Consider the following 24,774-nt stretch of genomic DNA (forward strand, 5'->3'; position numbering starts at 1 on the left):
AATCGACGCTCCGAATCTAATACGCGCCCCAACGCACCCTTTCTTGGTTCATCTGAGTCTTCAGAGCGTGGCGCTCGCCGCCAGATCCGAGAACAGCTCATTGCTGAAAAGGAGATGACATCCCATCTCAGGCTTGTCTCATCCACCCCCGCTTTGAATGACGGCCCAATAGGGTGTGAGGTCTCAGGCTCGATTAGGTCTTAAGTTGTCCGAGCGCAGTCAGCTTCTGGAGACTGAACTCTAACGATGAGAGTAATCCATTGGAGAGGCAACTCGGCTCAGGCACACGCAAAGATGGCGCACCTCCTAAGAAGCGCTCAGGCACCTCTCATATAATGCAGCAGATATTCGCCAAGATCAGGCTGACGCGCCTTAACGCACGGAGCGGACGCCATCGTTGCAGTCTTCTTATATGTGGAGAACCAACACGGCAGTTCCAATGCATCCCTTGCGGACTGATACATCACACCGGAAGCACCTGAAACCATTCAAGAAGGACAGCCTTCCCCAAGCACGAGCCATACAACCGAGTCCGAAACAAACGGGGACAGTTATTTCTACGCTCGCCCGACCATAAGTCCTCGGACAACAAGGCCGCCGAGCGCAAACAGCAAAATCACCGGTCGACCGCGCCATAAACCGTTATTTTTCGGCCCGGCCCGGGACACAATCAGGCAACAAAAATTATTTCCCACCGTTTCATGAGAGCAACCTCGCGGTAGCGATACTTTTTACAAATCTGTTTGTCTTTATTCGGAAGTTTCTTTTTTTAATTTTTCGCAAACCTTTAGGCAGGCAATATCCCGGAATGCTGCGGCATCATATCTTCCATGCCCATTTCACTCCTGATGGCTGACGCCACATCGCAAACAAGGACGTCAAGTATATTGTTTAAAAACAGCACATTATGCACGAGTCACATGAAAACAGCGACAGATTGCCGCCCGCGTGCCTGCACAGAAACAGGGAGCAATATCGGCATCCGAACCCGCCGATCACGGCCCAACCTTTCATAAAACCGCAAAAATATTATATAGGCCTCAAATCCGACAGAAACGGCGATAAGTCTCTACACCTTCGTCGGCCCGCAAAGCGGTTGTCATATTACCTGAGAATGGCCAGCTGAATGACTGTCATATCCCGTATTGAAAGCATGCCTACCATCACTGGCTTTCAGGACACGACTCCCACTCCCGTTCCCACCGCTTCCAATCAGAAGCGTCGCTATGGTGATTTCGCGACCTTCACCGAAGCGCTGGACTACGCTGCCGAGGGCACTGCGGGATACAACATCTATTCCGGACGGGGCGTCCTGCTCGAAGCGCTGCCTTACAGCCTGCTGCGTGAGCAGGCCCGTGAAATGGCACGCCGACTGCTAACACTCGGACTTCAGGCTGGAGATCGCGTCGGTCTTATCGCCGAGAGCGACGGTGATTTCGCCCGTATCTTCTTTGGCTGTCAGTATGCTGGCCTTGTCGCCACTCCCATGCCGCTGCCTGTCGCATTCGGTGGACGTGAGACATATGTCGGCACGATCCGTGGCATGATCGAAACCGCCGATGTGTCGGCCATTGTCGTGCCTGAAATCATCGCTGGCTGGACCGATGACATCATCGCCGGCTTCGACCTGAAATTCGGTGGGTCTCCGGCCCAACTGATGGAACTGCCCGCCGCCGACCGTCTGCTGCCGACCATCAAGCCGGACGATCTGTCCTATCTTCAGTTTTCCTCGGGCAGCACACGCTTCCCGAAGGGCGTGTGCGTGACACAGCGCTCCGGCATGGCCAACGCCCACTCCATCAGCCACGACGGCCTTCAGGTCCGTGAGACAGGCGATCGCTGCGTCTCCTGGCTGCCGCTCTATCATGACATGGGACTCGTCGGATTCTTCCTGACGCCTATGGCCTGTCAGTTGACCGTAGACCTGCTGCCGACCCGTGAATTCGCGCGCCGTCCGCATGTCTGGCTGGACCTGATCTCGCGCAACAAGGGCACGCTGTCCTACAGCCCGTCCTTTGGCTACGATCTCTGCTCACGTCGCTCCGGCGCTGCCGACATCGACCTTTCAACATGGCGTGTCGCTGGAATCGGGGGCGACATGATTCGCCCGCATATCCTTGAAAACTTCGCCGAGCGTTTTGCTTCGCAGGGTTTCGATGCGCGTGCATTCGTCGCCAGCTACGGCATGGCCGAAGCCACGCTCGCCATCAGCTTTGCGCCGCTGAATGTCGGACTGCGGACCGACACGATTGATCTGCGTCGTCTGGAAACCGAGGGCGTGGCGCATCCGTGCAATGATCCATCCCACCTGCTGCGGACCTTCGTGCTGTGCGGTGAAGTTCTGCCCGGACATGAAATCGAGGTTCGTGCAGCCGATGGCTCCGTTCAGCCGGAACGCCATGTCGGCACGATCTATGCCCGTGGCCCCAGCCTGATGAGTGGCTATTTCCGCCTGCCGAAAGAAAGCGCCGAGGCTCTCAGCACGGACGGATGGCTCAATACGGGTGATCTTGGCTACATGCTGGATGGACAGATTGTCGTAACCGGCCGCGCCAAGGACCTGATCATCATCAACGGCCGCAATATCTGGCCACAGGATCTTGAGTGGAGCGCCGAGAACGAGATCGAAGGCCTCCGCAACCATGACGTGGCGGTCTTTTCCGTGGAAGAAAACCACGAGGAAAAGATCGTGGCGCTGGTTCATTGCCGCGCCACAACTCCCGAGGCCCGCACGACACTCAGTGAGCGCGTCAGCTCGGTCTTCCGGCGTCACGGCGTGGATGCGACCGTGATCCTGCTGCCGCCGCACTCCCTGCCCCAGACCTCTTCAGGCAAGCTCACCCGGGCAAAGGCGAAGACAATGCTTCTGGCTGGCGCCTTCAACCGTCTGGACGAAAACACACCGTCCGCCGCCTGATGTCGGGGGCGGCATAAGGCCCGGTTCACAGGGCTTGTTCCGCCCCGATGTCCTCCCGTCACACCCGGGCGGTGGCAGGGGCGTGACATTACCTCTGGCGAATGACCGGCTTTTCCGCCATAACCCCGCAGTTGAGCGGAGACATGCCTTCATGGGTCTCTCCGCAATGACTGTTTTAAGGTGCCCGAATGAGTGAAACGGTTCAGGACGTCTCGGCTCTGATCATCAACAAGCTCCTTGCCAATCCCAAGGTGCCCCGTGACATCAGCGGGTCCAGCAAGATTGTCGAAGACCTCGCGTTCGACTCGCTCGCGGTCATGAACTTCGTCATGGAGATCGAGGATGAGCTGGACGTGTCCGTGCCTCTCGACCGTCTGGCCGAGATTCGCACGATTGACGATCTGGCGGAATGCATCGTCTCCCTGAAGAAGGGTGGCTGACCGGTCATGAGCATCTTCGACAAATTCCGTGGCGTCGAGCAGCGCCTTGCCGAGCTTCAGGCCGAAGGAGGACGCAACCCGTTCTCCGTCGTCATCGAGCGTCCGCTGTCATCGACCGTCGGAATTATCGAAGGCCGCGAGACCCTTCTGTTCGGCACCAACAATTATCTCGGCCTGAGCCAGTCTCCTCGCGCCATCGAAGCCGCTGTGGAAGCGGTGAAGGCTCGCGGCGTCGGTACGACCGGCTCACGCATCGCCAACGGCACGCAGAGCCTGCACGAGCAGCTTGAACAGCGTATCGCCGGCTTCTTCCAGCAGAAGCACTGCATGGTCTTCTCGACCGGTTATCAGGCCAATCTCGGCATGATCTCCACGCTGGCGGGCAAGGGCGACTACCTGCTGCTGGACGCTGATAGCCATGCCAGCATCTATGACGCCAGCCGCCTCGGGCACGCACAGGTCATCCGTTTCCGTCACAATGACCCGGACGATCTGCACAAGCGCCTGAACCGGATCAAGGACGAGCCTGGCGCGAAGCTGGTCGTGGTCGAGGGCATCTACTCGATGACGGGCAACGTCGTCCCCATGGCTGAAATGGCTGCTGTGAAGCGTGAGACCGGTTCGACCCTGCTGGTGGACGAGGCCCACTCTTTCGGCGTGCTCGGCCCGAACGGCCGGGGCGTGGCGGAAGCTGCTGGCATGGAAGACGATGTCGATTTCATTGTCGGCACCTTCTCCAAGAGTCTTGGCACTGTGGGCGGCTACTGCGTTTCCCGTCATCCTGAGCTGGAACTGGTGCGTCTGCATTGCCGTCCCTACATGTTCACGGCCTCGCTGCCGCCGGAAGTCATTGCGGCGACCATGGCGGCGCTGGACGACATGGAAGCGCAGCCGGAACTTCGTACCCGCCTGATGGAGAACGCTGAGCGTTTCCATACCGGCCTGAACAAGCTCGGTCTGACGACCGGCAAGACGGTCAGTCCCGTTGTCGGTGTGGTTCTGGAGACGATTCCGGAAGCCATCATGCTGTGGAACACCCTCCTCAGCCTCGGCCTCTACGTCAATCTGAGCCTGCCGCCCGCAACGCCGGACCATCACCCGCTGCTGCGCTGCTCGGTCATGGCGACGCACACCAGCGAGCAGATCGACCGCGCCGTGGAGATCTTCGGCGAGGCAATGGCGCGACTGCCTGCTTCAGTCTGAAGACTACAATATATACAAAAGTTTTTGGTGAAGCTTTTTTCAAAAAGCTTCAGGAGACGCCGCCTTTTTGAAAAAAGGCGGCACCCAAAAACTTCTGTTGTTTATTCTCAGATTTAAACAGGAAAAGCGCGACGTCCGAACCGGAACCGGGTCGGACGATACGGCAGCGGGTCGATGTAAGGCTTTTCACCGTTCATCATCTCGGCGCAGAGACGGCCTGTCGCCGGACCAAGCGTGAAGCCCTGGTGCGCATGGCCGAAGTGGAACCACAGCCCTGTGTGAGCCGGAGCCTCGCCAATGATCGGCAGCATGTCAGCCACACAGGGGCGGCTTCCGATCCACGGCGTCGTTTCCACGGCCTCCCCGAGATCCAGCATTTCCCGCGCCAACTTCTCGCTTTTCAGGATCTGCTTCCATGAGGGCGGTGCGTCCCGCAGGGCAAACTCAGCTCCTGTGGTGACACGAAGCCCCTGCGCCATCGGCAGCAGCGCCACGCCAGCATCCGTGTCAATCATCGGTGCGTTGAGGTGCCCATCCCATTTGAAGTGACGGTGATAGCCGCGTTTCACGAAGAGCGGGAAGTTATACCCCATGGACCGCGTCAGGTCGGAAGACCACGGTCCCAGCGCGACGACTGCCTGCTCGGCGGACACCGGACCGTCAGCCGTCCGCACCGTCCAGCCCGAGCCGAGATGCGCTAGCGTCCGGGCGTCACCATGCACGATCTTCCCCCCTCCGGCGACGAACAGGTCCGCATAACGCTGCACAAGCGCGCCGGGGTCGTTCACACTGTAGGGTGAAGGCCAGTAAACGCCGCCCGTCATTTTGCGATAGAGAGCAGGCTCCGCACGGGCCAGCGTCGCACTGTCGAGAATCCGGCTTTCAACCCCAAACTCACGGGCGAGATGGCGGGCTCTGGCGGCTCCGTCGGCGAATCCCTTCTCCGTGCGGAAGATCTGGGTCCAGCCACCGTGTTTGACCAGATCTCCAGCACCTGCCGCGTCGATCATGCGGTCATGCTCGGTCAGACAGTGACGAATCAGCGCTTCGAAACCACGTGTGATCGTCTCGTAACGTTTTGGCCCGGAATTCCACCAGTATTCTATCAGTCTGGGCGCAATGGCGGCCAGATCCGACAGCCGGTAATTGACATCATTTCCCTGCTTGAGCGCGACCTGCACCAGTTTCTGGAAATCATGCGGAAACGCGTACGGCTCGACGGCCTCGCGCTGGATCAGCCCGGCATTGCCGTAGGACGTCTCGCGTCCCGGCTCGCCGCGTTCAACCAGAACGACATCGTAACCACGCTGCTGAAGGTGCCATGCGGTGCTGACACCGACCATGCCTCCACCGAGAACAAGTGCTGACCGCGCCATGCAAAGACACTCCCGTCCGGACTGGGAGCCTCAGCTCCCGATGATTGTTTTGCCTGATTTTTCCTACCGTAAAGCGCGAGGCTTTCCCATACATGGGCTGAAGATTGGCTGATGGATTTTCTCTGTGCGGAGAAGAGGTCTTGTTCTTTTTTTGAGAAAAAGAAGAGCCCACTTACGACGACCGCGAGAAAACTCCAGCCCGAACAAGCCGCAACAGCACAGCCGGAGCGCACAGGATCGGGTGACGCTCGGCAAACGGCGTGAGCGCTATGGCGACACCGCTGTGACGCTGGATTTTCCACACCAGATACCGCGCCCCACCGGTAAAGGTGAACGCCGCCTTGACCAGACGCGCGACGTTCAGCGGACGACCCAGCCGTGCACGGGCCGACCAGCGGCGTAGGGCCGTTCTGTGCTCGGCAGGCCCGATATCCGGGGCAATCTCGCCATCAGACAGAACCGACGCTTCCAGCCCTCCGGCTACCCAAGACGCCGTCAGAAGCTGGCTGAACCGCGCTTCCTCGCCCTCGATCAGGCTGCGGGAGCGGCCGGTTTTCTCGACCCGCAGTTCCGCAGCATAGGTCTTGCGGAAAAGCGCTTCCCAATACTGTTCCGGCCGACCGTGCTCTGGCCCTAGCTCGGCAGCCCAGCGGGCGGCGGTGCCGACAGCGCGGACAACGCAGCGCAGAAGGGAATCCGCTGCCTCGGTATCCCGAACCCAGACGAGGCGAACAGGCTGGGAAAAGCGCGACCAGATGGTTGTGTCCCGGCTTTGAGGACGGGTCAGACGCCGAAACTGGGCAAGCGTCAGGATCGCCACCTTGGCGCGGAGCGACACCCCGTCGATTTCATGCTCGTGATATTCGACATTCGGCGGCAGCACGGCGTTCGCCAGACGCGCCAGCCGACCGCGCGGCCAATCCGCCTGTCGATCCACGATCACATAGAAATCGAGAACACCCTCCGACAGAGCCTCCGGTGTCGTGTCACCCTTCGTCAGGGTTCTCACCAACGAGCCATAAAACAGCACACCGACGGGACGGGCCGAACCGACAAGGCGTTCCACAAAGCGGGTAATGATGGGAGGAACGGGTTCCGTCAGTTCAGCGACCACGGTTCGGGCCACCACACCCGCCGCACGCGCCGAGGCCAGTGTCCGATCAGAGGTCAGCATCGCACAAAGGCCATGCGCGGCCCCTCAGTCAGATGCAGAAGACCATCCGCCCCGGCCTCAAGTTCTTCCCCGTCCATCACCAGACGATCCTGCGTGCTGATGCTGATGGTTGCCGCCATGCCGCTGCGATAGGCCTTGGAATTACGCAACCGGGCCGAGATACGGCCTTTCAGAACAGAGAAAAGATTGCGCGCCAGACGCGGGGGATGTCCCAGAATATCGAGATAGATCAGCCCGCCAGTCGGGCTGGAATCAAGCCAGAAAGGCCAGACGCCGCGGGACAATTTGTGCAGCCCCGTACACAGGAACAGAAAACGGGGCTGAGCGTCCGGTCTCCCACCATCCACGGTGACGGTCATCGGCGAGCCAGCGAGCCACTGGTTCCGCACTTCTTTCCTGAGAAAAAGTCGGAGTCCCCACAGGACAGTCGCAAAGATGGCCGTATCATGGGCATAGCGGTTGAGGATGGCCGGATTGTGCGCGAGTTCGATGGCGCGGGTAAAGGCTGCCAGCCCACAGAACATCCCTGCCACCGGCTCGCGATCCGGATCGGTCCATGAGACAATGACTGGCTGACGCCATGACACATCATCCATGAGGGTGGCCTGCTGCGCTTTCTCCAGCAGGCGCGACAGGGCGGCCATTTCCCTCAGGCTGCATCCGACATCACTGGCGATCAGATTGGTGTTGCCGGACGGCAGGATGGAGAGAGCCGGGAGACGCTCATGGGGATAGGCGTTCAGGACAGCGCTGATTACATGACTGACGGTTCCGTCGCCGCCATCGACCGCAATCACGCGGATATCCTGTCGCGCCAGTTCGTCGATCGCCTCGACAAGTCCGTTCCGGCCTTCGGGGCAGACAAAGAGTGGACCAAGCGCCGCACGGGCCTGTTCGGCGAACTGTCCTCCGCTCTTTATGTTACGACGACTACGCGGATTATGAATCAGGGCGACGCGTTCAGGCATTCGGCAATCCGCTCTTTCCAGACCACCGTCCCGGACGGCTCATTTCGTGAATACGCGGCGTCATATAGACGCGCATCGCAGACTTGTCACATTTCCAGCCCGACACCGCTCCGCATGTCATCGCCGGTCATGCGCCACACGCAGGCCATCCCTGTGGCTCACGGCGTTTAATTGCTGGTCTGTATCGCGGCCATGCAGGCTTCGGGAAACCATACGTTGTGGTGTAGAGAAGAATGCTGCCTATAATTTCACCTGTAGCACTCTTGATTGACCGGGCGGTTTGGGGGATCGATGCAGCAGATTGGGAGCAAGGCCCCTTTCAGGAACCGTGACCCTCAAGGGATCTGCACAGGCAGGTCAGGAAGCCGCACCTTGTCAGCCGTTCTGGCACATCTGTCCGATCCACATCTGCCGCTCGAAATCGTGCCGTCCCGTGGGGAATGGGCGATCAAGCGCATCATCAGCATGATCTCATGGCGCTTCAACAGGCGTCATATTCACAGAACCAACGCGCTCGCCGCCGTCATGCGCGATATCGAGGCCTGCGGAGCCGATGCGCTGGCCATCACAGGCGATCTCACCAATCTGGGCACGCGCGAGGAATGCATCGCCGCCACGCGCTGGCTTGATCGCATGACGCAGCCCCGCGCCGTCATCCCCGGCAATCATGACACCATGATCCGGGCCGCATGGTCAGATGGGCCGGGACTGTGGCGCGATGTCGGCGGAATGCCCGATGAAGACACTCCGGTTCTCCTGCGCGTGGGAGACGTCGCCCTGATCGGCGTCAGTTCCGCCGTTCCTTCTCCACCCTTTTTCGCCTCCGGTCGGGTCAGTGACATCCAGATCGACAGAATGGTCGAACTGCTCCAGCGCACAGGTGAGCAGGGACTGTGTCGCGTCGTCATGATCCATCATCCTCCCCGCAAGGGAATGGTCCTCTGGAGCAAGGCGCTGCGCGGGCTGGATCGTTTCACAGACGCCATTCGCGCTGCCGGTGCGGAGATGGTCCTGCACGGCCACTCCCATCAGGGGACGTTCAGCACGATCCCCGGCAGCGAGATTCCGGTCATCGGCGTCACCTCCGCGTCGCACCGGCCCGGCCACAGTCTGAAGCGGGCGGCGGGCTGGAACAGGATCAGCATCCACAGAGAAGCAGCGTCCTGGGAGATTACCGTGAATTCCCGTCGTCTGGCACCGGACAGCCAGCTTCATGACTTCCGGACGACCCGCTTCACCCGGCCCACGAAAGAGTCCGTGCTGTGACGACGCAGAGGAATGACCGCTACAGGCCGCCTCTGGCGAAACTGCCCTCCTGGATCCGTCCGGGGACGCTGGACACCTACCTGCTGGGCCAGACCATTCCGCCGTTTGTCATCGCCGTCTCGGTGGTGCTGATCGCGCTTCTGCTTGAGCGACTGCTGGTGCTTCTGAACGTGCTGGCGTCCGAAGCCAGTCCGTTTTTTACCCTGTTGCGGCTTCTGGCCGACCTGATGCCTCACTATCTGGGGCTGGCCATGCCTGCCGCGCTATGCGTGTCCGTCTTCACGGTTATCCGTCGCATGAGCGAAGGCGACGAGATCGACGCCCTGATGAGCAGCGGCGTCTCACTGGCACGCATCTGTCGTCCCTTCGCCCTGACTGGCGCTGCGATCGGGCTGCTGTCGCTCCTGCTTTACGGCTATATCCAGCCCCATGCCCGTTACCAGTTCCGGGAAGGCTTCTATTTCGCCAGTCACGCTGGATGGGCGCCCGTCCTTCAGTCGGGCATGTTCGCATCCCCTTCCCCCCGGCTGATGCTGACAGCCGACCATGTCAGTCACGCCGGATCGCAGCTCAAGGGCGTGTTCATCCGTGATCTGAGCGAGGGCAAGGAACGCGACATCACGGCGCAGACCGGCTCCCTCCGCACCGACGCAGCCAAGGGCGAAGTCCAGATCGAGCTGTTCCACGGCTCGATCCTGACCATCCGGCCCGGCGTGCAACCCACGGTGACGACCTTCGACCATGCCCAACGTCTGATCAGCCGCACCAACAAGGCGACATTCCGTAACCGTGGTGATGACGAGCGAGAGCTCACTTCACGGGAACTCGCCAGAAAGATCGACGCCGCCCGCCATGCTCCGAAACCGGATCCGGCAGAGGACGCGGAGGCAGACGGAACAACCGCTTCTGATTCCGCCAACAGCAATGACATTCCCCTGACAAGCATGCGCGCCGAGTTCCATTTCCGGCTGGCCCGCAGCCTGTCGATTCCCTTCATTCCCATTCTCGCCACGGCTCTGGCCGTCATCGGCAAGCGTAAAAGAGGGGCCGCCGGACTGGCTGTCGCGGTCCTGCTACTGGTGACCTATGACCACATTCTTCAGCTTGGCGAGAGCCTGATCGCCAGCGGCAAATCCTCGCCGCTACTGGTTATTTGGCTGCCGACCGTGGTGTTCTGCACCGCCTGCACCCTGCTGCTGCTGTTCCGGGCGAGCATCCTGCCGATCCGGCGCAGTCGTCCAGCAAAGCCCCCCACAGGAGCCGCCGGGAATATGGTGGAGGGAGCCCGATGACTGAAGAACGGATCGCAAAAGGTCCCCGTCACGTTCTTCTGCGCTATCTTTCCCGGACGCTCATTTCCCGCACACTGATGTGCTGCGGCATCCTTATCGCCCTGATGGAGATTCTCGCGCTCCTTGAACAGATGACGCCAATCCTCAAGCGTCACCTCGGCGTCAAGGGCGTGCTGACCTACATGGGACTGCATCTGCCCGCGATGCTCCAGACCGCCCTGCCCCTCAGCGTGCTGATCGCCGGGCTGCTGATGTTCACGCAGATGACCATCTCCAGTGAAATCGCCATTCTCAGAGCGGCGGGTCTTTCTCCGTGGGGTTTTCTGAGGAAGCTGCTGCCGTCCGCGATTCTGATCGGGCTGTTCGGGTGCGTGCTGGAGGATCAGATCACGCCGCGCTCCGAGCTGGCGCTCGCCTCCTGGTGGAACCGCACCAATCCGACTCCGGCCAACGGCAAGGCGTTCTGGTTCCATGTTCCCGCCGGAGAGGCTGCGGCCTGCAAGGGAACTGCTTCCGGCCTGCCTGCGACCGATAGCGAACTCGCGCATGTGGGTTATATCGCCCGTTCGGGTCGGGAAGCATTCAATGTCGATCTGTATGATCGCAGCGCGGATGGCCGGATTCTGCGTACGCTGCACGCGGATCACGCCGTCTACAGCTATAGCGGCTGGCACCTGTCAGACATTCACTGTGTGACGGTCTCATTCGCCGAGCTGGACACTACAGCGAATGAGAGCACGGTTCTTGACGCCCTGTGGAAGAATCCGTTCGGGCCCAACGACATGCTGCGGCTTTCGATGGATGCCGCCCCCCTGTCTTCGGGCATGATTCTGGACGCGCTGCATGGCAAAATCGCCACCAACCAGACGCCCGGTTACCTCCGCGCAGCCCTGTTCGAGCGCTTTCTCAGACCACTCGCACTGATCGTCATGCTTTTATTGGCGATGCCGGTGATCTATATACCCCCCAGAACAGGGCTGAGGAGCTGGCTGCCGGTCTGGTGCCTCGGCGCCGGTCTGTTGTTCATCATTGTGCAGGGCATGTTCCGTGCGATGGGCAACGCAGGTCTCCTACCGGCTCCCGTCGCGACTGTCCCCGGCCTAATCATCTTTGCACTGGCCGCCGGCACCGCGTTATTAAGGAACGAAGACAAATGAGTGGCACCCTGCGGAATCAGACCATCCGGTCTGGGCGGAGCTTTGATCTCGGCAAGATGAATCTGCGTCAGTTGTGGATCGCCTATCTGACGTATCCGACGATTCTGCTGTATTTCACCCTCATTGTGGTCAGCGTCATTCTCAGCGCGCATTTCTTCGCGGGCTGGGGCGCGACCATCACGTCCATCCTCGCTGTCATGCTGGTCTATCCGGTCGTCTGGTATTCCCTGCACCGCTGGATTCTGCACGGACAGTGGCTCTACAAGTCCCGCTGGACCGCCTCCCTGTGGAAGCGCATCCACTTTGACCACCATCAGGACCCGCATCTGCTGGACGTTCTGTTTGGTGCGCCCGCCACGACCCTGCCCACGATCGGCGCCGTGACGATTCCCGTCGGCTGGCTGATTGGTGGTTGGGGAGCCGCTGCGACGGCTTTTGGCGCCGGTGTGACGATCACTTGTATTTACGAATTCTTTCACTGCATCCAGCACCTGAACTACAAACCGAAGGCGGCATGGATTCAGCGGATGAAGGCGTGGCACGTACTGCACCACTTCCATGATGAGGACGGCAACTTCGGCATCACCAGCTATGTCGTGGATCGTGCGTTTGGCTCTTTCTATGAAGAAGCCCGTGCCCGTCCCCGCAGCCCAAGCGTGTTCAACCTCGGCTACAATCTGGAGCAGGCGAAGCGGTATCCGTGGGTCATGAAGCTGACCGGCTCTCCCCCGCGCGATCGTCCCGACGGTGCTCGCCCTTCCACTCGCTCAGCCAGCCGGGACGCGGCGTGACTGAAACAGGACTGACAGCGATTGTTCTGGCCGGGTCACGCGCAGGAGTTGCTGACCCGATGGCGGTCGCCGATGGGCTTTCGCACAAGGCGCTCATCCCGATTGCCGGGAAACCGATGATCACGCATGTGCTTGATACGCTCCGTGCCGTGCCGAGCATCGGACGCATTCTTGTCTGTATCGAAAACCCTGCTGTTCTGGACGGGATTCTTCCGGATGGCGTTCAGACGATGGACGCCGCGCAGGGGCCGAGCGCAAGCGTTCTTGCCGCCATTCGTAACTGCGGCACACCACTTCTGGTCACCACGGCAGACAATCCGCTTCTACGCCCCGAATGGGTGCAATTTTTCCTCGATGGCGCCGAAGACGCCGACATTGCCGTGGGTGTCGCCAGCGAAGCTGCTGTGACGCGGGATGTTCCCGGAACACGTCGGACGTTCATTCGTCTTTCCGATATTGCCTTTTCGGGCAGCAATCTTTTCCTTTTCCGCACACCGGCTTCTGCAAGAGTTGCGATGCTGTGGCGAAAAATCGAAAAGGAACGCAAACACCCGCTTCGGATGGGCTGGCTGCTCGGTCCCTCCATTCTGCTCCGGTTCCTGCTGAAGCGTCTGGGAACAAAAAACCTTCTGGCGCGCATTCTGAAACTTACTGGCGCACAGGGAAAGTTTGTATTCATGCCGGACGGTCGTGCGGCAGTGGATGTGGACAAGCCTGCCGATCTGGCCCTAGTGCGGAAGCTGATGGAAACGGCTTAGACGGCTGTTTCTTTTCAGGGATGTTATTTTCTTTAAATAAAGCGCCTCTTTCTAAAGCTTTTTGAAAAAAGCTTTACCAAAAACTTCTTTTTATTTTGCAGTGATTTTCGGTATTTTATCTGTGCATTTGCGGCACATCTTTCTCAGAAAAAGAAGCGTCTGACACAAAAAAAACCCGCATTTCTGCGGGTTTTTTCAAAAACAGGAACGAGCCGGATTTAGGCTCATTCCCACTCGATCGTGCCGGGCGGCTTGGATGTGATGTCGTACGTCACACGGTTGATGCCACGCACCTCGTTGACAATGCGGCTCGCCACGCGGTTCAGGAACCCCATGTCGAACGGATAGACATCCGCCGTCATACCGTCCGTGCTGGTGACGGCACGCAGCGCTACGGCCTGATCATAGGTGCGCCCATCACCCATCACACCGACGGTGCGGACCGGGAGCAGAACGGCGAAGGCCTGCCAGATGGCGTCATAAAGACCTGCGTTGCGGATCTCTTCCAGATAGATGGAATCCGCCTTGCGCAGCAGGTCCAGCTTCTCACGAGTGATGCTGTCGCTCGGGATACGGATGGCCAGCCCCGGTCCGGGGAACGGATGACGACCGACGATGCTCTCCGGAATATCCAGCTCACGGCCAAGATCCCGAACCTCGTCCTTGAACAGCTCACGCAGCGGCTCGACGAGCTTCATGTTCATGCGCTCGGGCAGACCACCAACATTGTGGTGCGACTTGATGGTGACGGACGGACCGCCCGTGAAGCTGACGCTCTCGATCACGTCCGGATAAAGCGTGCCCTGCGCAAGGAAGTCCGCGCCACCGATCTTGGCAGCCTCTTCCTCGAACACCTCGATAAACAGACGCCCGATGGTCTTGCGCTTGATCTCCGGGTCCGTGACGCCTTCCAGCGCCTTGAGGAACATGTCGGATGCATCGCGATGAATCAGCTTGATGTTGAACTGACCACGGAACGTCTTGACCACTTCCTCGGCTTCGCCCGCACGGAGCATGCCGTGATCAACGAAGATGCAGGTAAGCTGGTCGCCAATCGCCTGATGGATCAGCACGGCGGCGACGGAGGAATCCACGCCACCGGACAGACCGCAGATGACCCGCTTGTCGCCCACCTGCTGACGGATCTTCTCGATCTCGACATCGCGGAAACGCGCCATCGTCCACGTGCCGGTGCAGCCCGCGACGTTGTGCGTGAAGTTTTTCAGCAGAGCCGCACCGTGCGGTGTGTGAACCACTTCCGGGTGGAACTGCACGCCATACATGCGACGGCCTTCGTCCGCGATCACCGCAAACGGCGCGCCCTCGGAGGTCGCCACGGCGCGGAAGCCCGGCGGCAGTTTCGTTACGCGGTCACCGTGGCTCATCCACACCTGCTCGCGGCCACCACGCGCCCATGCGCCACGGAACAGAGCGCAGTCCTCGGTGATGTCCACAAAGGCGCGACCGAACTCGCGGTGGTCGGAGCCTTCGACCTTGCCGCCAAGCTGGTTGCACATGGCCTGCTGGCCGTAGCAGATGCCCAGCACCGGCACGTTGAGCGCAAACACCACGTCCGGGATGGTCGGCGCGCCCTCGTCATGCACGCTGGCTGGACCACCCGACAGGATAATACCGCGCGGCGCAAACTTGCGGATGCGTTCCTCGCTCGCCGTAAATGGCCAGATTTCGCAGTAAACACCGCTCTCGCGCACGCGGCGGGCGATGAGCTGCGTCACCTGTGAGCCGAAATCAAGGATCAGGATCCGATCGGCGTGCAGGGAGGCGTCGAGGGCGGGTGTGGCGGCGTCCTGATCTTTGGCGGACATGAAGGGCTCCTTAAGGCACGACAGCGGGGGTGACGTGCTACATTGCAGCATGCTTTTGGCGCGGTATAGGACGAGCGTGCGCCGACGTCACCCGTTTCCCGCATATTTGGGTTAGGATGACATCTGCAACCCGTATCAGCCAGAGGTCTCGTTCATGCGCTTTTCCGTTTCACACACGCTTCGCGCCCATCTGCTGGTCGGGGGACTGCTGGTCGGGGGAGCGACCTCGCCCGCCCTTGCTTCCGCGCAGAATGATCCTCTCGGCGACTGGGTCGGGACGCTGGTGACCGACAAGGGGGCCTGTCCGGATCAGAAGCCCTCCATCCTACAGGTCCGGTCCGAAAGGCTGTTCTTTGCGCCCGGCACTGGCACGCTGGTGCTGCGCGGTGTGCCGGACAAGGATCACAAGCGTTTTCATGCGCAGCTCCTGCTCAAGGACATGAAAGACCGCCCCCTGCCGATGGTGTTCGAGGGACACCCTGACGGTGACACCATTGTTGGCGTCTACGGCACGCCGAACTGCCGGGCTCATGTCGTGCTGACGCGTCCGCAGGGGAGTGCATGGAAGAACTTTATGGGTGATCAGTAAAAGTTTTTGGGTGTCGTCTTTTTTCAAAAAGGCGATGGGCTTTGAAGCTTTTTGGAAAAAGATTCACCAAAAACTTTTTCATGTTGATTGACTTCCGGTTGCCGGCAGGAAGTCTGCGCCATATCCCAAAGGTTCCTTCCGGCAACTGAAAGACCATCCGCCATGAAACTGACCGGCCAGATCGTTCTTCCTGATCGCGTTGTTTCCGGTGAGGTAGTTTTCGACGAAACCGGCATCCATTCGATCACGCCGCGTCCCGATGCGGGGCGACGTTTCATCCTGCCGGGCTTTATCGATGGACACGTTCACGGCGGCGACGGAGCCGACACCATGGACGGAGTCGCGGCTATCCACCGTCTGTCACGCTTCCATCTGACGCACGGCACCACAACCATCCTGCCCACCACTATCACCAGCCCCTGGCCGGAGGTGATGGACGCACTGCGGGCAGTTGCGGAGGCCCGAAACACACCACCGGGAAATGGTCCGATCATCCACGGCGCGCATCTGGAAGGGCCATTCGTCAGCCCGCACAAGCTGGGGGCACAGCCCCCGTTCGCCATTCCGCCGACACCCGACCGTGTGGAGGAGGCGCTGGAAACCGGCATCGTCCGCGTTGTCACGCTCGCACCGGAACTCGACCACGCCGACACCGCCATGCGTCGTTTTGCACAAGCCGGTGTGCGGGTCAGCCTCGGCCATACCGTCGCCGGTTATGAAGAAACGGAACAGGCGATCTGTTGTGTCTGCGCCGCCGGAGGCACCATCGGCGCGACCCATCTGTTCAACGCCATGGCCCCGATCCAGAGCCGCAATCCCGGCCCTGTCACAGCACTAATGTGCAGCGACGCCGGATATGCCGAGATGATCTTCGACACCCACCACGTCCACCCGGCCACGTTCCGTCTGGCGTCCCGTGTCATGGGCGAGCGGCTGCTGTTCGTGACCGACGCCATGCGCGGAGCCGGACAGGCCGAAGGGCCGAGCCAGCTTGGCGGGCAGGATGTTGTCATCCGCGACGGCGCTGTGCGGCTGCCCGACGGCACCCTTGCGGGCAGCGTGCTGACGCTTGATGTCGCGTTGCGCAATGCCGTGACTGTGGGCGGCGTGTCCCTTCCCGCCGCAAGCCGCCTCACTTCGACCAGTCCCGCCGCCTATCTCGGCCTGCATGATCGCGGACGCATCGCGCCGGGACTGCGGGCTGATCTGGTGGTGATGGATGAGGGGTTTGAGGTGGCGGAGGGGTTTGTGGAGGGGGGAAGAGTGGTGTGAGTGGGGCCAAGGGAGGAAGTGTTTTTACGAATTAAAGGTGATTGTTTCGTTCCCGATGTGGCTGATTTGGCGGGAGAATCGGACGGATTGGTTTTAGTCAAAAATAATAGGAAGCGGACATTTACGTCCTTGGATGATTTATGTATTTTTATTGAGGTCTATTGCGATACATTCAAGTGGATTCTATTGAAGTAGGTGATGCCTACACTAATAATGATATTGTAATTTCCCATACCTAGCACTCTCCTCGACTACTAGAAAGAAGAGGATGACTTGCTTTGTTGGGATTTCTTCTTCACTATTGCTTGGGTAGGAAGGAAGAGAATGTCTAAAGGACTGTTAGAGTGGGCGACCGAGCAACCAGCGTGGGTGAGTGACAGTCTTCGGCGTATCGCAATAACCACTGACTATATGATCGGAGACGAGGACTTTGCTTGTATCCTCCAAAACGTCCGGATCACAGCTGGTGCCGACAATTCTGCTCAAACACTCACGCCTCTAGATGCAACGCATATCGGAAACGGAGCGGCTGAGAAGAGACGAGCGGTAATCGTTCAATTAGGGCCTGTTCAAAATATTGATCGCCTCGCAGTTGGGCAACATCTTCGCACTGCTCCAGATGGAATTACTCTTGTCTACGGTGAAAACGGCAGTGGGAAAAGCGGTTATACCCGCATTGCGAAACGACTCTGCCGAAGCTTATCGGTCGACGAACTGCGACCGAACGTCTTTGCTACAACATCCACAGGGCCGATGCGTGTTGAGGTCAGATATCGAGTGGATGATGACGAGATTTCGACGTTCCACTGGGATCCAGCGACCGCTCCACCGTCTATCCTGAAACAAATTTCGGTATTCGATAGCCATAATGCACAGCTCTATGTGGATGGTGACAACAAGATCGCTTATTTGCCCCGCGAACTTGCGCTTCTCGAACGCCACGGAGATTTGTGCCAACGGATGGCTCAAATATTCACTGCTGAGGCAAAATCACTAGACAGACAGTTAAACGTGCCTCTTCCGACAGGCTACACTGCTGGAACAAGTGTTTTCGTGGCGCTGGCAAATCTTAATACCAAAAACGGAGCTCTTCCCACCCAAGATGAACTACAAAGCCTTGCCACCCTTTCTCAGGCGGATAGAGCTAATCTTAAAGCTCTTGAAGCTGAGTTAGCATCGGATCCGGTCGCATTAGCAGCAACGCGACATAGGGCCATCAAATTGCTCCGGCGGTTAAATGAAGTACTTTCAACGTTAAGTAGCGATTTATCCAATGTGGTCGGGGAGAAAATATTAGTCGCAAGACGCGAACTACAGGTTGCAGACACTGCAGAACGATTGGCAGCAAAAGCGAGTTTCGCGGATGAACCAATTTCTGATGTGGGAGGTTCTGCTTGGCGTGTCCTGTTCGACGCCGCCCGTGCATTCGCGACAGACAATCTTGATGAACCATTAGATCGCCTACCAGATACCATTGGGGATTTATGTGTTCTCTGCCAAGAACCACTATCACAAGCTGGAGCTTCACGTCTAACACGTTTTAACGACTTCGTGAGCGGAGAAGCATCTCGACGCGCAGATCAGTCGCGCAAAAACTTGAATAGATTACTTGAAAAAATCCAGCAGATTATTATTCCATCGATCGAATTGGTTGCAGATAGTTTAGCCGATTACACTCAAATCAGTACTACCTGTGGAGCAATAGTCGAACAGATAACTAAGGCTCTATATGCGTTCACAGCTAGGCGTAGTGCTTTACTGGATGATACGATCCCGCCATTTGAGACACCAAACGTATCATCGCTCGTGACATCGATTTCAAGTGAGTGCGAAAATCTAGAAAGAGAGGTGACTGAACTTCAAAATACGGCAGCCCACAGTACGGCACTCGACCAAAAACGGAAGCTGCTGGCTGAATTGAAAGACAAATTGAAGCTCAGTCATGATTTGGAAACGGTATTGCAGCGACACCATGATGTGATAAAGCAGAAATTGCTGCAAAGTTGTTTAAGGCAAGTCGCAAGCAGACCAATCTCTAATCAGATAACTGTATTGCGTAAGCTGCTTGTGACCGAAGAACTTGAGAAGCGGATAAAAGAAGAAATACGCGCTTTCGATCTCAGCCATCTGCCATTCACAGTAAGCAGTTCCAGTTCTGGAGGTCAGAGCCTTTTCTCAGTCGGTCTCAATGGAACTGGAAAAATTAAAAATAATCTAATTCTTTCTGAAGGAGAGCAGCGCGCTCTTGCTCTTGCTTGTTTTCTTGCAGAAATAGGCGGAGATGATGCTCGATATGGGATAATTGTAGATGATCCAGTTTGCTCACTGGATCATCTCCGAATGAGAAAGGTAGCTCAACGGCTAGTCGCTGAAGCGAAAAAAGGCCGACAGGTGATCATCTTTACGCATAATCTCGTCTTCTTCAACGAGGTGGCCTCCGAGGCCGCGCGTGAAGGAGAGTCCGCACCAATTATCAAGTCCGTCGTGACGAAGAATAAAGCTCAAGGCTTTGGAATTATAAAGGAGAATAGTGAACCTTGGGTTGCCGACCTTGGAGTTAGGATTACCGCATTAAAGGAACGGATACGCACCCTCAAAACAGTTGTTGATTTAAATACAGACGATTACCGCCGGAAAGCAAAGGATTTCTATTCAGATTTACGCGAGAGTTGGGAGCGTGCAGTTGAAGAAGTTGTGCTCGCGAAAACTGTTGTACGCTTTGTACCTGACGTTATGACCGGAAGACTGAAAGAAGTAAGCGTCAACGACGAAGATTACCGCACAATTTTCTTTGCTATGAAGCGGGCTTCTGAGCGATGCCACGATATGCCTGCCGGTCGAAATATTCCTCAGCCTAGTACACATGAGATGGAAGAGGATATAAACATTCTTGAGAAATTCTGTATTGAATACAAAAAGCGTCGAAAGATCGTGAGTGCGAATCGTGAAAAATTAGAGAAGCCATGTAAGGCCACTTTGATTTAATGTAGAATATAACACCAGAAGACGCGCGTTACCTGCATGATAATTAATGCGTATAACCCAGATATATCAGGCTTTTCGGTAGTATTCATTGATGGATACATATGAAATGAGAAAGAAACGTACCAATTACCAACAACATAAAGCTCTAGAAACGGGATCAAAGAGGCCCCGCCCCTTTGTGGGGTAGGGGGCAAAGCCCCCGACATCACCGTGCAGGCAACGCCGCCTTCACCCCTTTTTCCCGAATGATCTTGCGGATTTCGACCACTTTCTGATCGAGAGCTGCGGTATCCATATCCCGCCATGCATCGAAAGCGGGCAGTTCCAGCGCCGTGGTGAAGTCGTCAGACTTTGCGAGCTTCCACTGGGCGTCCTTGAACGTGGGTTCGTTGGGCGTGTAGTGGTCGCCTTTCTCGTTCACGCCGCGCAGCATTTCGAGATAGGCCGCCATGCCGAACGCGATGCGGGCAATGTCGCGCTTACCTTCGAGCGCTTTTCTGACCGTGTCTGTCCAGAAAACCTGAATCTTCGAGCACCCATCACCCGCAATCCGAAGCGTCTGATCGCCCATAGCCGCATTGGAAAAGCGGTGCAGCACACTGTCACGATACTCTTCAAGGCTCAGACCTTCCGGCGCCTTGAGCGTGGGAATAACGTCCTCGTTCAGGAAAGCTTCGACATTTCCGCGAAGATCAGCATCTCCCACGGCCTGCGCGACATACTCATAGCCCACGAGAATGCCGGGGAAGCACAGCATGATGTGCGAGGCGTTGAGCATGCGGATTTTCACCTGCTCATAGGGCGTCACATCCTCGACAAACTGCACGCCAGCCTTTTCCAGCGGCGGCCGTCCGTTTGCAAAGCGGTCTTCCATGACCCACTGATGAAAATCTTCAGCCATGACAGGAAGATCATCATCCAGACCGCTTTCCTTGTTCAGCTTGTCATGGATATCAGGCGTGACGGTGGGGGTGATGCGGTCCACCATGCTGTTGGGGAACGTGGCGTTGTCCTCGATCCACTTGGCAAGATCGGCATCGCGTGCGCGGGCATAGCCAAGGAACGCCTTGCGGGCGACGTTACCATTGTGACGCAGGTTGTCGCAGGACATGACGGTGAAGGCGGGAAGACCGGCTTCCCGACGGCGACGCAGGCCTTCCACGACATAACCGAACACGGTGGAAGGCTTTTCCGGCGTCTTCAGGTCGGCCTGCACATCGGCGTCTGAGAGATCGAATTCGCCGGTTTTTTCATCAATGTTGTAGCCGCCTTCCGTGATCGTCATCGAGACAATCCGAATAGCGGGATCGGCCAGATGTTTCAGCACGGCCTCCGGGTCCGCCGGAGCCAGAAGATAATCACGCAGACAACCGATGACCCGCACGGACCGTTCGCCGGACGGCGCAGTTTCCGTCAGGGAGTAAAGACAATCCTGCTTGATGAATTCATCAGCTTTCTTCTTTGACCGCTCGCTGTGCGTCAGACCGACACCAATGATGCCCCATTCCGGCGCGTGCTCAAGGATCTGATCGACATAGAAAGCCTCATGGGCACGAAAGAAGTTTCCGACCCCGAAATGCAGGATGCCGTTCTTTATGCTGTCGCGGTTATAGGAAGGCCCCTTAACCGCCTTGGGAAGATCGGTCAGAATCTTTTCTGTAATCATATCAGTTTCCTTTTCATCGCCATTGAAATGCTTTTCTCCCCTTGATTCTTACAGGAAAAGAAGAAGGATTTCAAAAAGGACACAAGGACCGATCGACGCCTAACAACAAAGAAGCAATTCTCTTAAGGATGTTTCTGAAGCCACGTGGTTGCGAATGAGCAGTGCGACACAACATTCAGCCCGGCTGCGCGGGCCATGTCACGCGCATGCCGCACCAGCGCCGAACCGACACCGCGACCACCAACTTCATCGGGCACATCGGTATGCCGGATGATAAGGTTTTTCCCCTCCAGCGTGTAGTCGAGCCATGCCTTGTGACCGTCAATCTCGACCTCAAGACGATGAGCATTCTGGTTGTCATGAATCTGCATGCGTCCCTCCTGTCCTGCCTCTTTTGCTCTGACATTCTAAACACCTGACACCCATCCGGGTTCAGGTCGGTCAGTCGGGACTACGCCTTTCGTCCCAGAGGCACGCCGACCAGCAGGGTGATTGCCACGCCAAGCGGCACCAGCCACGGAAAGGCGATGGCGTGTCCTCCCGGATGCACAAAACCGATGAGCAGCGCCATGACCAGGATCGTGACGAGAAAGGCGATCATCGCACCGTTTTCCGTCACCCGAGGGAACAGAAGGCCGAGCAGAAACGCTCCGAGAAGCGCACCGTAGGAATAGCCCGCGATCTGGAAACCGAACAGCAGCACCGACTGGGCCGAGGCGGAAAACGCGCAGGCCGTGGCGATAAGCGCCAGCGCCCAGAATCCGGTGACGCTCCATGTCACGGCGCGGCTGGCTGGACGTGCGGTTCCGATCAGATCGGCGAAGGTCGAGCCGGTCATGGCGTTCAGCGCCGAGGACAGGGAGCCCATCGTGGCGCTGATGATCGCCGCGACCAGCAGACCAGACAGACCGGCGGGCAGGTCATTGACGATAAAGCGGGGAAAGAGCTCGTCTGGAGAAGTGAACCCCAGCGCTGCGAGAGGCAGCCCACCATTGCGCGCCCACAGAAATATGCCGACCAGAGACAGTAGAGCGAACAGGATTGTCACCACAAAGGCGCTGCCGATCATGGCCCGTTGCGCGTCACGCAACGAACGGGCCGCGAGTGCGCGCTGCACCATCAGCTGATCCGTGCCGTGCGAGGCCATGGCGAGGACCGCCCCGCCAACAAGCGCGGTCAGCGGTGCATACGGGCTTGTCAGAACGGGTGCATGAAACGCGAAAGGCAGGAGGTGGCCGGAGCCGGGGAGAAGAGCCGTCTGCTCCGGCGTGAGATGCTGCCAGAGCAGAAAGGCGCAGAGTGCCGCCCCTAAACTGTAGAGCAGAAACTGCGCCGCATCGGACCACACGACAGCCCGTAGCCCTCCGATCGCGGTATAAAGCGCAGTCAGCGCGGTCAGGCCGAGCAGGACGGAGAGCGGCGACAGTGACATGCCACGAGCGGCGAGCAGGGCGCATATGGGAAGCGTGGAGGCGAACAGGCGCACGGCCTCCGCCAGCAGGCGCGTCATAAGAAACGTGATGGCAGCGAGTCGCTGCATCCGCCGTCCAAAACGCAGGGCCAGATACTGGTAGGCGCTGGCGAGGTCGCCGCGCATGTAAAGCGGCAGCAGAGTGCGGGCGACGACGATACGGCCCAGCAGATAGCCGCCACCCAGCCCTACAAACACCATTCCCTGCGTGTAAGCGATGCCGGGCACGCTGATGACCGTCAGCGTCGAGGTCTCGGTGGCGACGATGGACAGGCAGATGGCCCATGCGGGCAGGCTTCGGTGCGCGTCCAGCAGATCTTCCGGCGAGCGGGCTTTCTTCCGCCCCCACGGCAGGGCTCCGGACAGGGCGAGCGATCCGACGGTGAGAGCGACAAGCCAGAGGAGGATGACGGCCGGGTCGAGCAGGCTGGTCATGGGAAGGTAGAAGTAGGCTGAAAGGGCACGGCTGTCTCTGAATGGCTGTCAGGGCACTGTGAAGCGGGATCGAAACGAAAGCAAACTGATTGCATGGAGAGGATTGATGGGCTAGCGGCTGAAAGGATGAAGCGCGCCCTCCTGTCCGTCCCTGTCCCCGGCATGCCGCAACGCCCCCGACAACGGGGCGGGAAAGTCGGGGTATTGCTCTGCCTGCTCGTTATTTACGCTGGGGGTCTGTTCTACATGACGCGCCCCGGAAAGATCATGGTGCCGCCGGTCGAGAAGCATATTTCCATCAGGATTCTGCCCTGGCGGATGGTGATTCCGAACGTGCCTCTCCCTCCGCCAGTTCTTGAGCAGCCGCCCGTGGTGCAGATCCCTCCCCCGCATCTGCCTAAAACGAGAAATACCCACAGGAACAGGCGCTGAGTCGTCTATTGAAGATCGCCCGGTCTTTCTGGCTCATCGGAGCGGAAGGCTCTCACGTTCAGGATGGATTATTCTTCTCGATTTGGAGAATTTCATTTCGGAAAGGCCTTGGGAATAGACAGGGTATGAAACGTTTCCGGGACCTTCGCTTTCACCGAAGCATTGCCGACGAACAAACCAGTCTCTTCTCTGCCAGCATGTATCAGAAAACAAAAGATCTGCCCGGCTGTATGGCGTCTGCCAAAAGCCTGCCATAATCTGTACGCTATTACGGGTCGAAAGACCCCGACAGACAAGGCAGTATTTCAAGGCATGCGCAAGTCTTCGCTTACCATTGTCCATGTCGGTCCGTTCATGACCGGCCTGCGTGTGGGGCCGAAACATTCCGTCCAGATCAAACTGTCCAACGGTCTCATCAGACGGGGCCATCTTGTGCTCAATTTTGCCGACCGGGATGTGGCAAGAGCCGCGTCACTCTTCGGCAGTCGCAAGTTCGGACGACGTGCGGTCAACAAGGCGCTCATAGCCTTCTGCCGTCAGCACCAGCCCGATATCCTGCTGATGGGTCATGCCGACATGATCGATGCCGAAACGGTCGCCGCTGTGCGCGATATCGTGCCGGGTGTGCGGATTGCGCAGTGGAATGTGGACCCGCTGTTTGAGCCGGACAATGTGCGACGCATCCGTGGCAAGCTCGGGGTCGTGGATAAAACCTTCATTTCAACAGCGGGCGAACCGCTCGAACGGATGCGTGAC

The 24,774-nt window shown here is 58.3% G+C and carries 20 protein-coding genes and 1 pseudogene; 13 read left to right on the forward strand and 8 right to left on the reverse strand.

Annotation, left to right across the window (positions count from 1 at the left end; all coding sequences use genetic code 11):
* Positions 1-1,153 precede the first annotated feature (1,153 nt).
* The 3 genes from B3759_RS10705 to spt all read left to right on the forward strand — a co-directional run bounded on the left by B3759_RS10705 (position 1,154) and on the right by spt (position 4,560).
* A complete protein-coding gene (locus B3759_RS10705) occupies positions 1,154-2,917 on the forward strand; it encodes a fatty acyl-AMP ligase (protein ID WP_408736479.1) in 1,764 nt (587 codons plus the stop codon).
* 188 nt (positions 2,918-3,105) lie between these two features.
* Complete coding sequence (locus B3759_RS10710) at positions 3,106-3,357, forward strand: acyl carrier protein (RefSeq protein WP_291365914.1); 252 nt, start codon at positions 3,106-3,108, stop codon at positions 3,355-3,357.
* 6 nt (positions 3,358-3,363) lie between these two features.
* Positions 3,364-4,560: a serine palmitoyltransferase gene (gene spt / locus B3759_RS10715; protein WP_291365915.1), complete on the forward strand. Its 1,197-nt coding sequence runs from the start codon at positions 3,364-3,366 to the stop codon at positions 4,558-4,560.
* A 113-nt stretch (positions 4,561-4,673) separates the two neighbouring features.
* Here the strand turns inward: spt and B3759_RS10720 are convergent, their stop codons facing one another.
* The 3 genes from B3759_RS10720 to B3759_RS10730 all read right to left on the reverse strand — a co-directional run bounded on the left by B3759_RS10720 (position 4,674) and on the right by B3759_RS10730 (position 8,078).
* Positions 4,674-5,936, reverse strand: coding sequence for an NAD(P)/FAD-dependent oxidoreductase (locus tag B3759_RS10720; RefSeq protein ID WP_291365916.1), 1,263 nt, complete (start codon positions 5,934-5,936; stop codon positions 4,674-4,676).
* Positions 5,937-6,108: 172 nt separating this feature from the next.
* Positions 6,109-7,110 (reverse strand): hypothetical protein, encoded by a 1,002-nt coding sequence (locus tag B3759_RS10725; RefSeq protein WP_291365917.1) that lies wholly within the window; start codon positions 7,108-7,110, stop codon positions 6,109-6,111.
* A complete protein-coding gene (locus tag B3759_RS10730; protein WP_291365918.1) occupies positions 7,104-8,078 on the reverse strand; it encodes a diacylglycerol/lipid kinase family protein in 975 nt (324 codons plus the stop codon). The genes B3759_RS10725 and B3759_RS10730 overlap by 7 nt, the downstream gene beginning before the upstream one ends.
* A 372-nt stretch (positions 8,079-8,450) precedes the next feature.
* Between B3759_RS10730 and B3759_RS10735 the strand changes: the two genes are divergently transcribed.
* The 5 genes from B3759_RS10735 to B3759_RS10755 are packed head-to-tail and all read left to right on the forward strand — an operon-like array spanning position 8,451 to position 13,342.
* The gene (locus B3759_RS10735) at positions 8,451-9,344 is read left to right on the forward strand and encodes a metallophosphoesterase family protein (RefSeq protein WP_291365919.1); all 894 of its coding nucleotides are present in this window, start codon (positions 8,451-8,453) and stop codon (positions 9,342-9,344) included.
* Positions 9,341-10,636, forward strand: coding sequence for an LptF/LptG family permease (locus tag B3759_RS10740; protein WP_291365920.1), 1,296 nt, complete (start codon positions 9,341-9,343; stop codon positions 10,634-10,636). Before B3759_RS10735 ends, B3759_RS10740 begins: the two co-directional genes overlap by 4 nt.
* A complete protein-coding gene (locus tag B3759_RS10745) occupies positions 10,633-11,793 on the forward strand; it encodes an LptF/LptG family permease (RefSeq protein WP_291365921.1) in 1,161 nt (386 codons plus the stop codon). Before B3759_RS10740 ends, B3759_RS10745 begins: the two co-directional genes overlap by 4 nt.
* Complete coding sequence (locus B3759_RS10750; protein WP_291365922.1) at positions 11,790-12,584, forward strand: sterol desaturase family protein; 795 nt, start codon at positions 11,790-11,792, stop codon at positions 12,582-12,584. Before B3759_RS10745 ends, B3759_RS10750 begins: the two co-directional genes overlap by 4 nt.
* Positions 12,581-13,342: a nucleotidyltransferase family protein gene (locus tag B3759_RS10755; RefSeq protein ID WP_291365923.1), complete on the forward strand. Its 762-nt coding sequence runs from the start codon at positions 12,581-12,583 to the stop codon at positions 13,340-13,342. Before B3759_RS10750 ends, B3759_RS10755 begins: the two co-directional genes overlap by 4 nt.
* Before the next feature lie 224 nt (positions 13,343-13,566).
* Here the strand turns inward: B3759_RS10755 and guaA are convergent, their stop codons facing one another.
* Positions 13,567-15,168, reverse strand: coding sequence for a glutamine-hydrolyzing GMP synthase (guaA, locus tag B3759_RS10760; RefSeq protein ID WP_010666580.1), 1,602 nt, complete (start codon positions 15,166-15,168; stop codon positions 13,567-13,569).
* Between the two features lie 154 nt (positions 15,169-15,322).
* Here guaA and B3759_RS10765 point away from each other — a divergent pair, with 154 nt between their 5' ends.
* On the forward strand, positions 15,323-15,757 hold the full coding sequence (locus tag B3759_RS10765) for a hypothetical protein (protein ID WP_291365924.1): 435 nt from the start codon (positions 15,323-15,325) through the stop codon (positions 15,755-15,757).
* 23 nt (positions 15,758-15,780) lie between these two features.
* Here B3759_RS10765 and B3759_RS10770 read toward each other — a convergent pair whose 3' ends face one another.
* Entirely contained in the window at positions 15,781-15,921 is a 141-nt protein-coding gene (locus tag B3759_RS10770; RefSeq protein WP_291365925.1) for a hypothetical protein, read from the reverse strand.
* On the opposite strand from B3759_RS10770, the gene nagA reads away from it, so the two are divergent.
* Both nagA and B3759_RS10780 read left to right on the forward strand, forming a co-directional pair.
* Positions 15,920-17,029 (forward strand): N-acetylglucosamine-6-phosphate deacetylase, encoded by a 1,110-nt coding sequence (nagA, locus tag B3759_RS10775; protein WP_291365926.1) that lies wholly within the window; start codon positions 15,920-15,922, stop codon positions 17,027-17,029. The two genes, B3759_RS10770 and nagA, sit on opposite strands and share 2 nt — an antisense overlap.
* A 324-nt stretch (positions 17,030-17,353) precedes the next feature.
* Positions 17,354-20,014 (forward strand): AAA family ATPase, encoded by a 2,661-nt coding sequence (locus B3759_RS10780; protein ID WP_291365927.1) that lies wholly within the window; start codon positions 17,354-17,356, stop codon positions 20,012-20,014.
* Between the two features lie 205 nt (positions 20,015-20,219).
* Here the strand turns inward: B3759_RS10780 and B3759_RS10785 are convergent, their stop codons facing one another.
* The 3 genes from B3759_RS10785 to B3759_RS10795 all read right to left on the reverse strand — a co-directional run bounded on the left by B3759_RS10785 (position 20,220) and on the right by B3759_RS10795 (position 23,586).
* Positions 20,220-21,680, reverse strand: coding sequence for a mannitol dehydrogenase family protein (locus B3759_RS10785; RefSeq protein WP_291365928.1), 1,461 nt, complete (start codon positions 21,678-21,680; stop codon positions 20,220-20,222).
* A 122-nt stretch (positions 21,681-21,802) separates the two neighbouring features.
* Positions 21,803-22,051, reverse strand: a complete 249-nt coding sequence (locus B3759_RS10790; protein ID WP_291365929.1) for a GNAT family N-acetyltransferase — start codon at positions 22,049-22,051, stop codon at positions 21,803-21,805.
* A gap of 80 nt (positions 22,052-22,131) precedes the next feature.
* Complete coding sequence (locus B3759_RS10795; protein ID WP_291365930.1) at positions 22,132-23,586, reverse strand: sodium:solute symporter; 1,455 nt, start codon at positions 23,584-23,586, stop codon at positions 22,132-22,134.
* Positions 23,587-23,712: 126 nt separating this feature from the next.
* Between B3759_RS10795 and B3759_RS10800 the strand changes: the two genes are divergently transcribed.
* Both B3759_RS10800 and B3759_RS10805 read left to right on the forward strand, forming a co-directional pair.
* A complete protein-coding gene (locus B3759_RS10800; protein ID WP_291365931.1) occupies positions 23,713-24,018 on the forward strand; it encodes a hypothetical protein in 306 nt (101 codons plus the stop codon).
* A gap of 312 nt (positions 24,019-24,330) precedes the next feature.
* Positions 24,331-24,774: pseudogene (locus B3759_RS10805) on the forward strand (glycosyltransferase family 1 protein); the annotation flags it as partial.

Origin of the sequence: Acetobacter sp. UBA5411, assembly GCF_002409645.1 — a bacterium.
Taxonomy (GTDB): Bacteria; Pseudomonadota; Alphaproteobacteria; order Acetobacterales; family Acetobacteraceae; genus Acetobacter.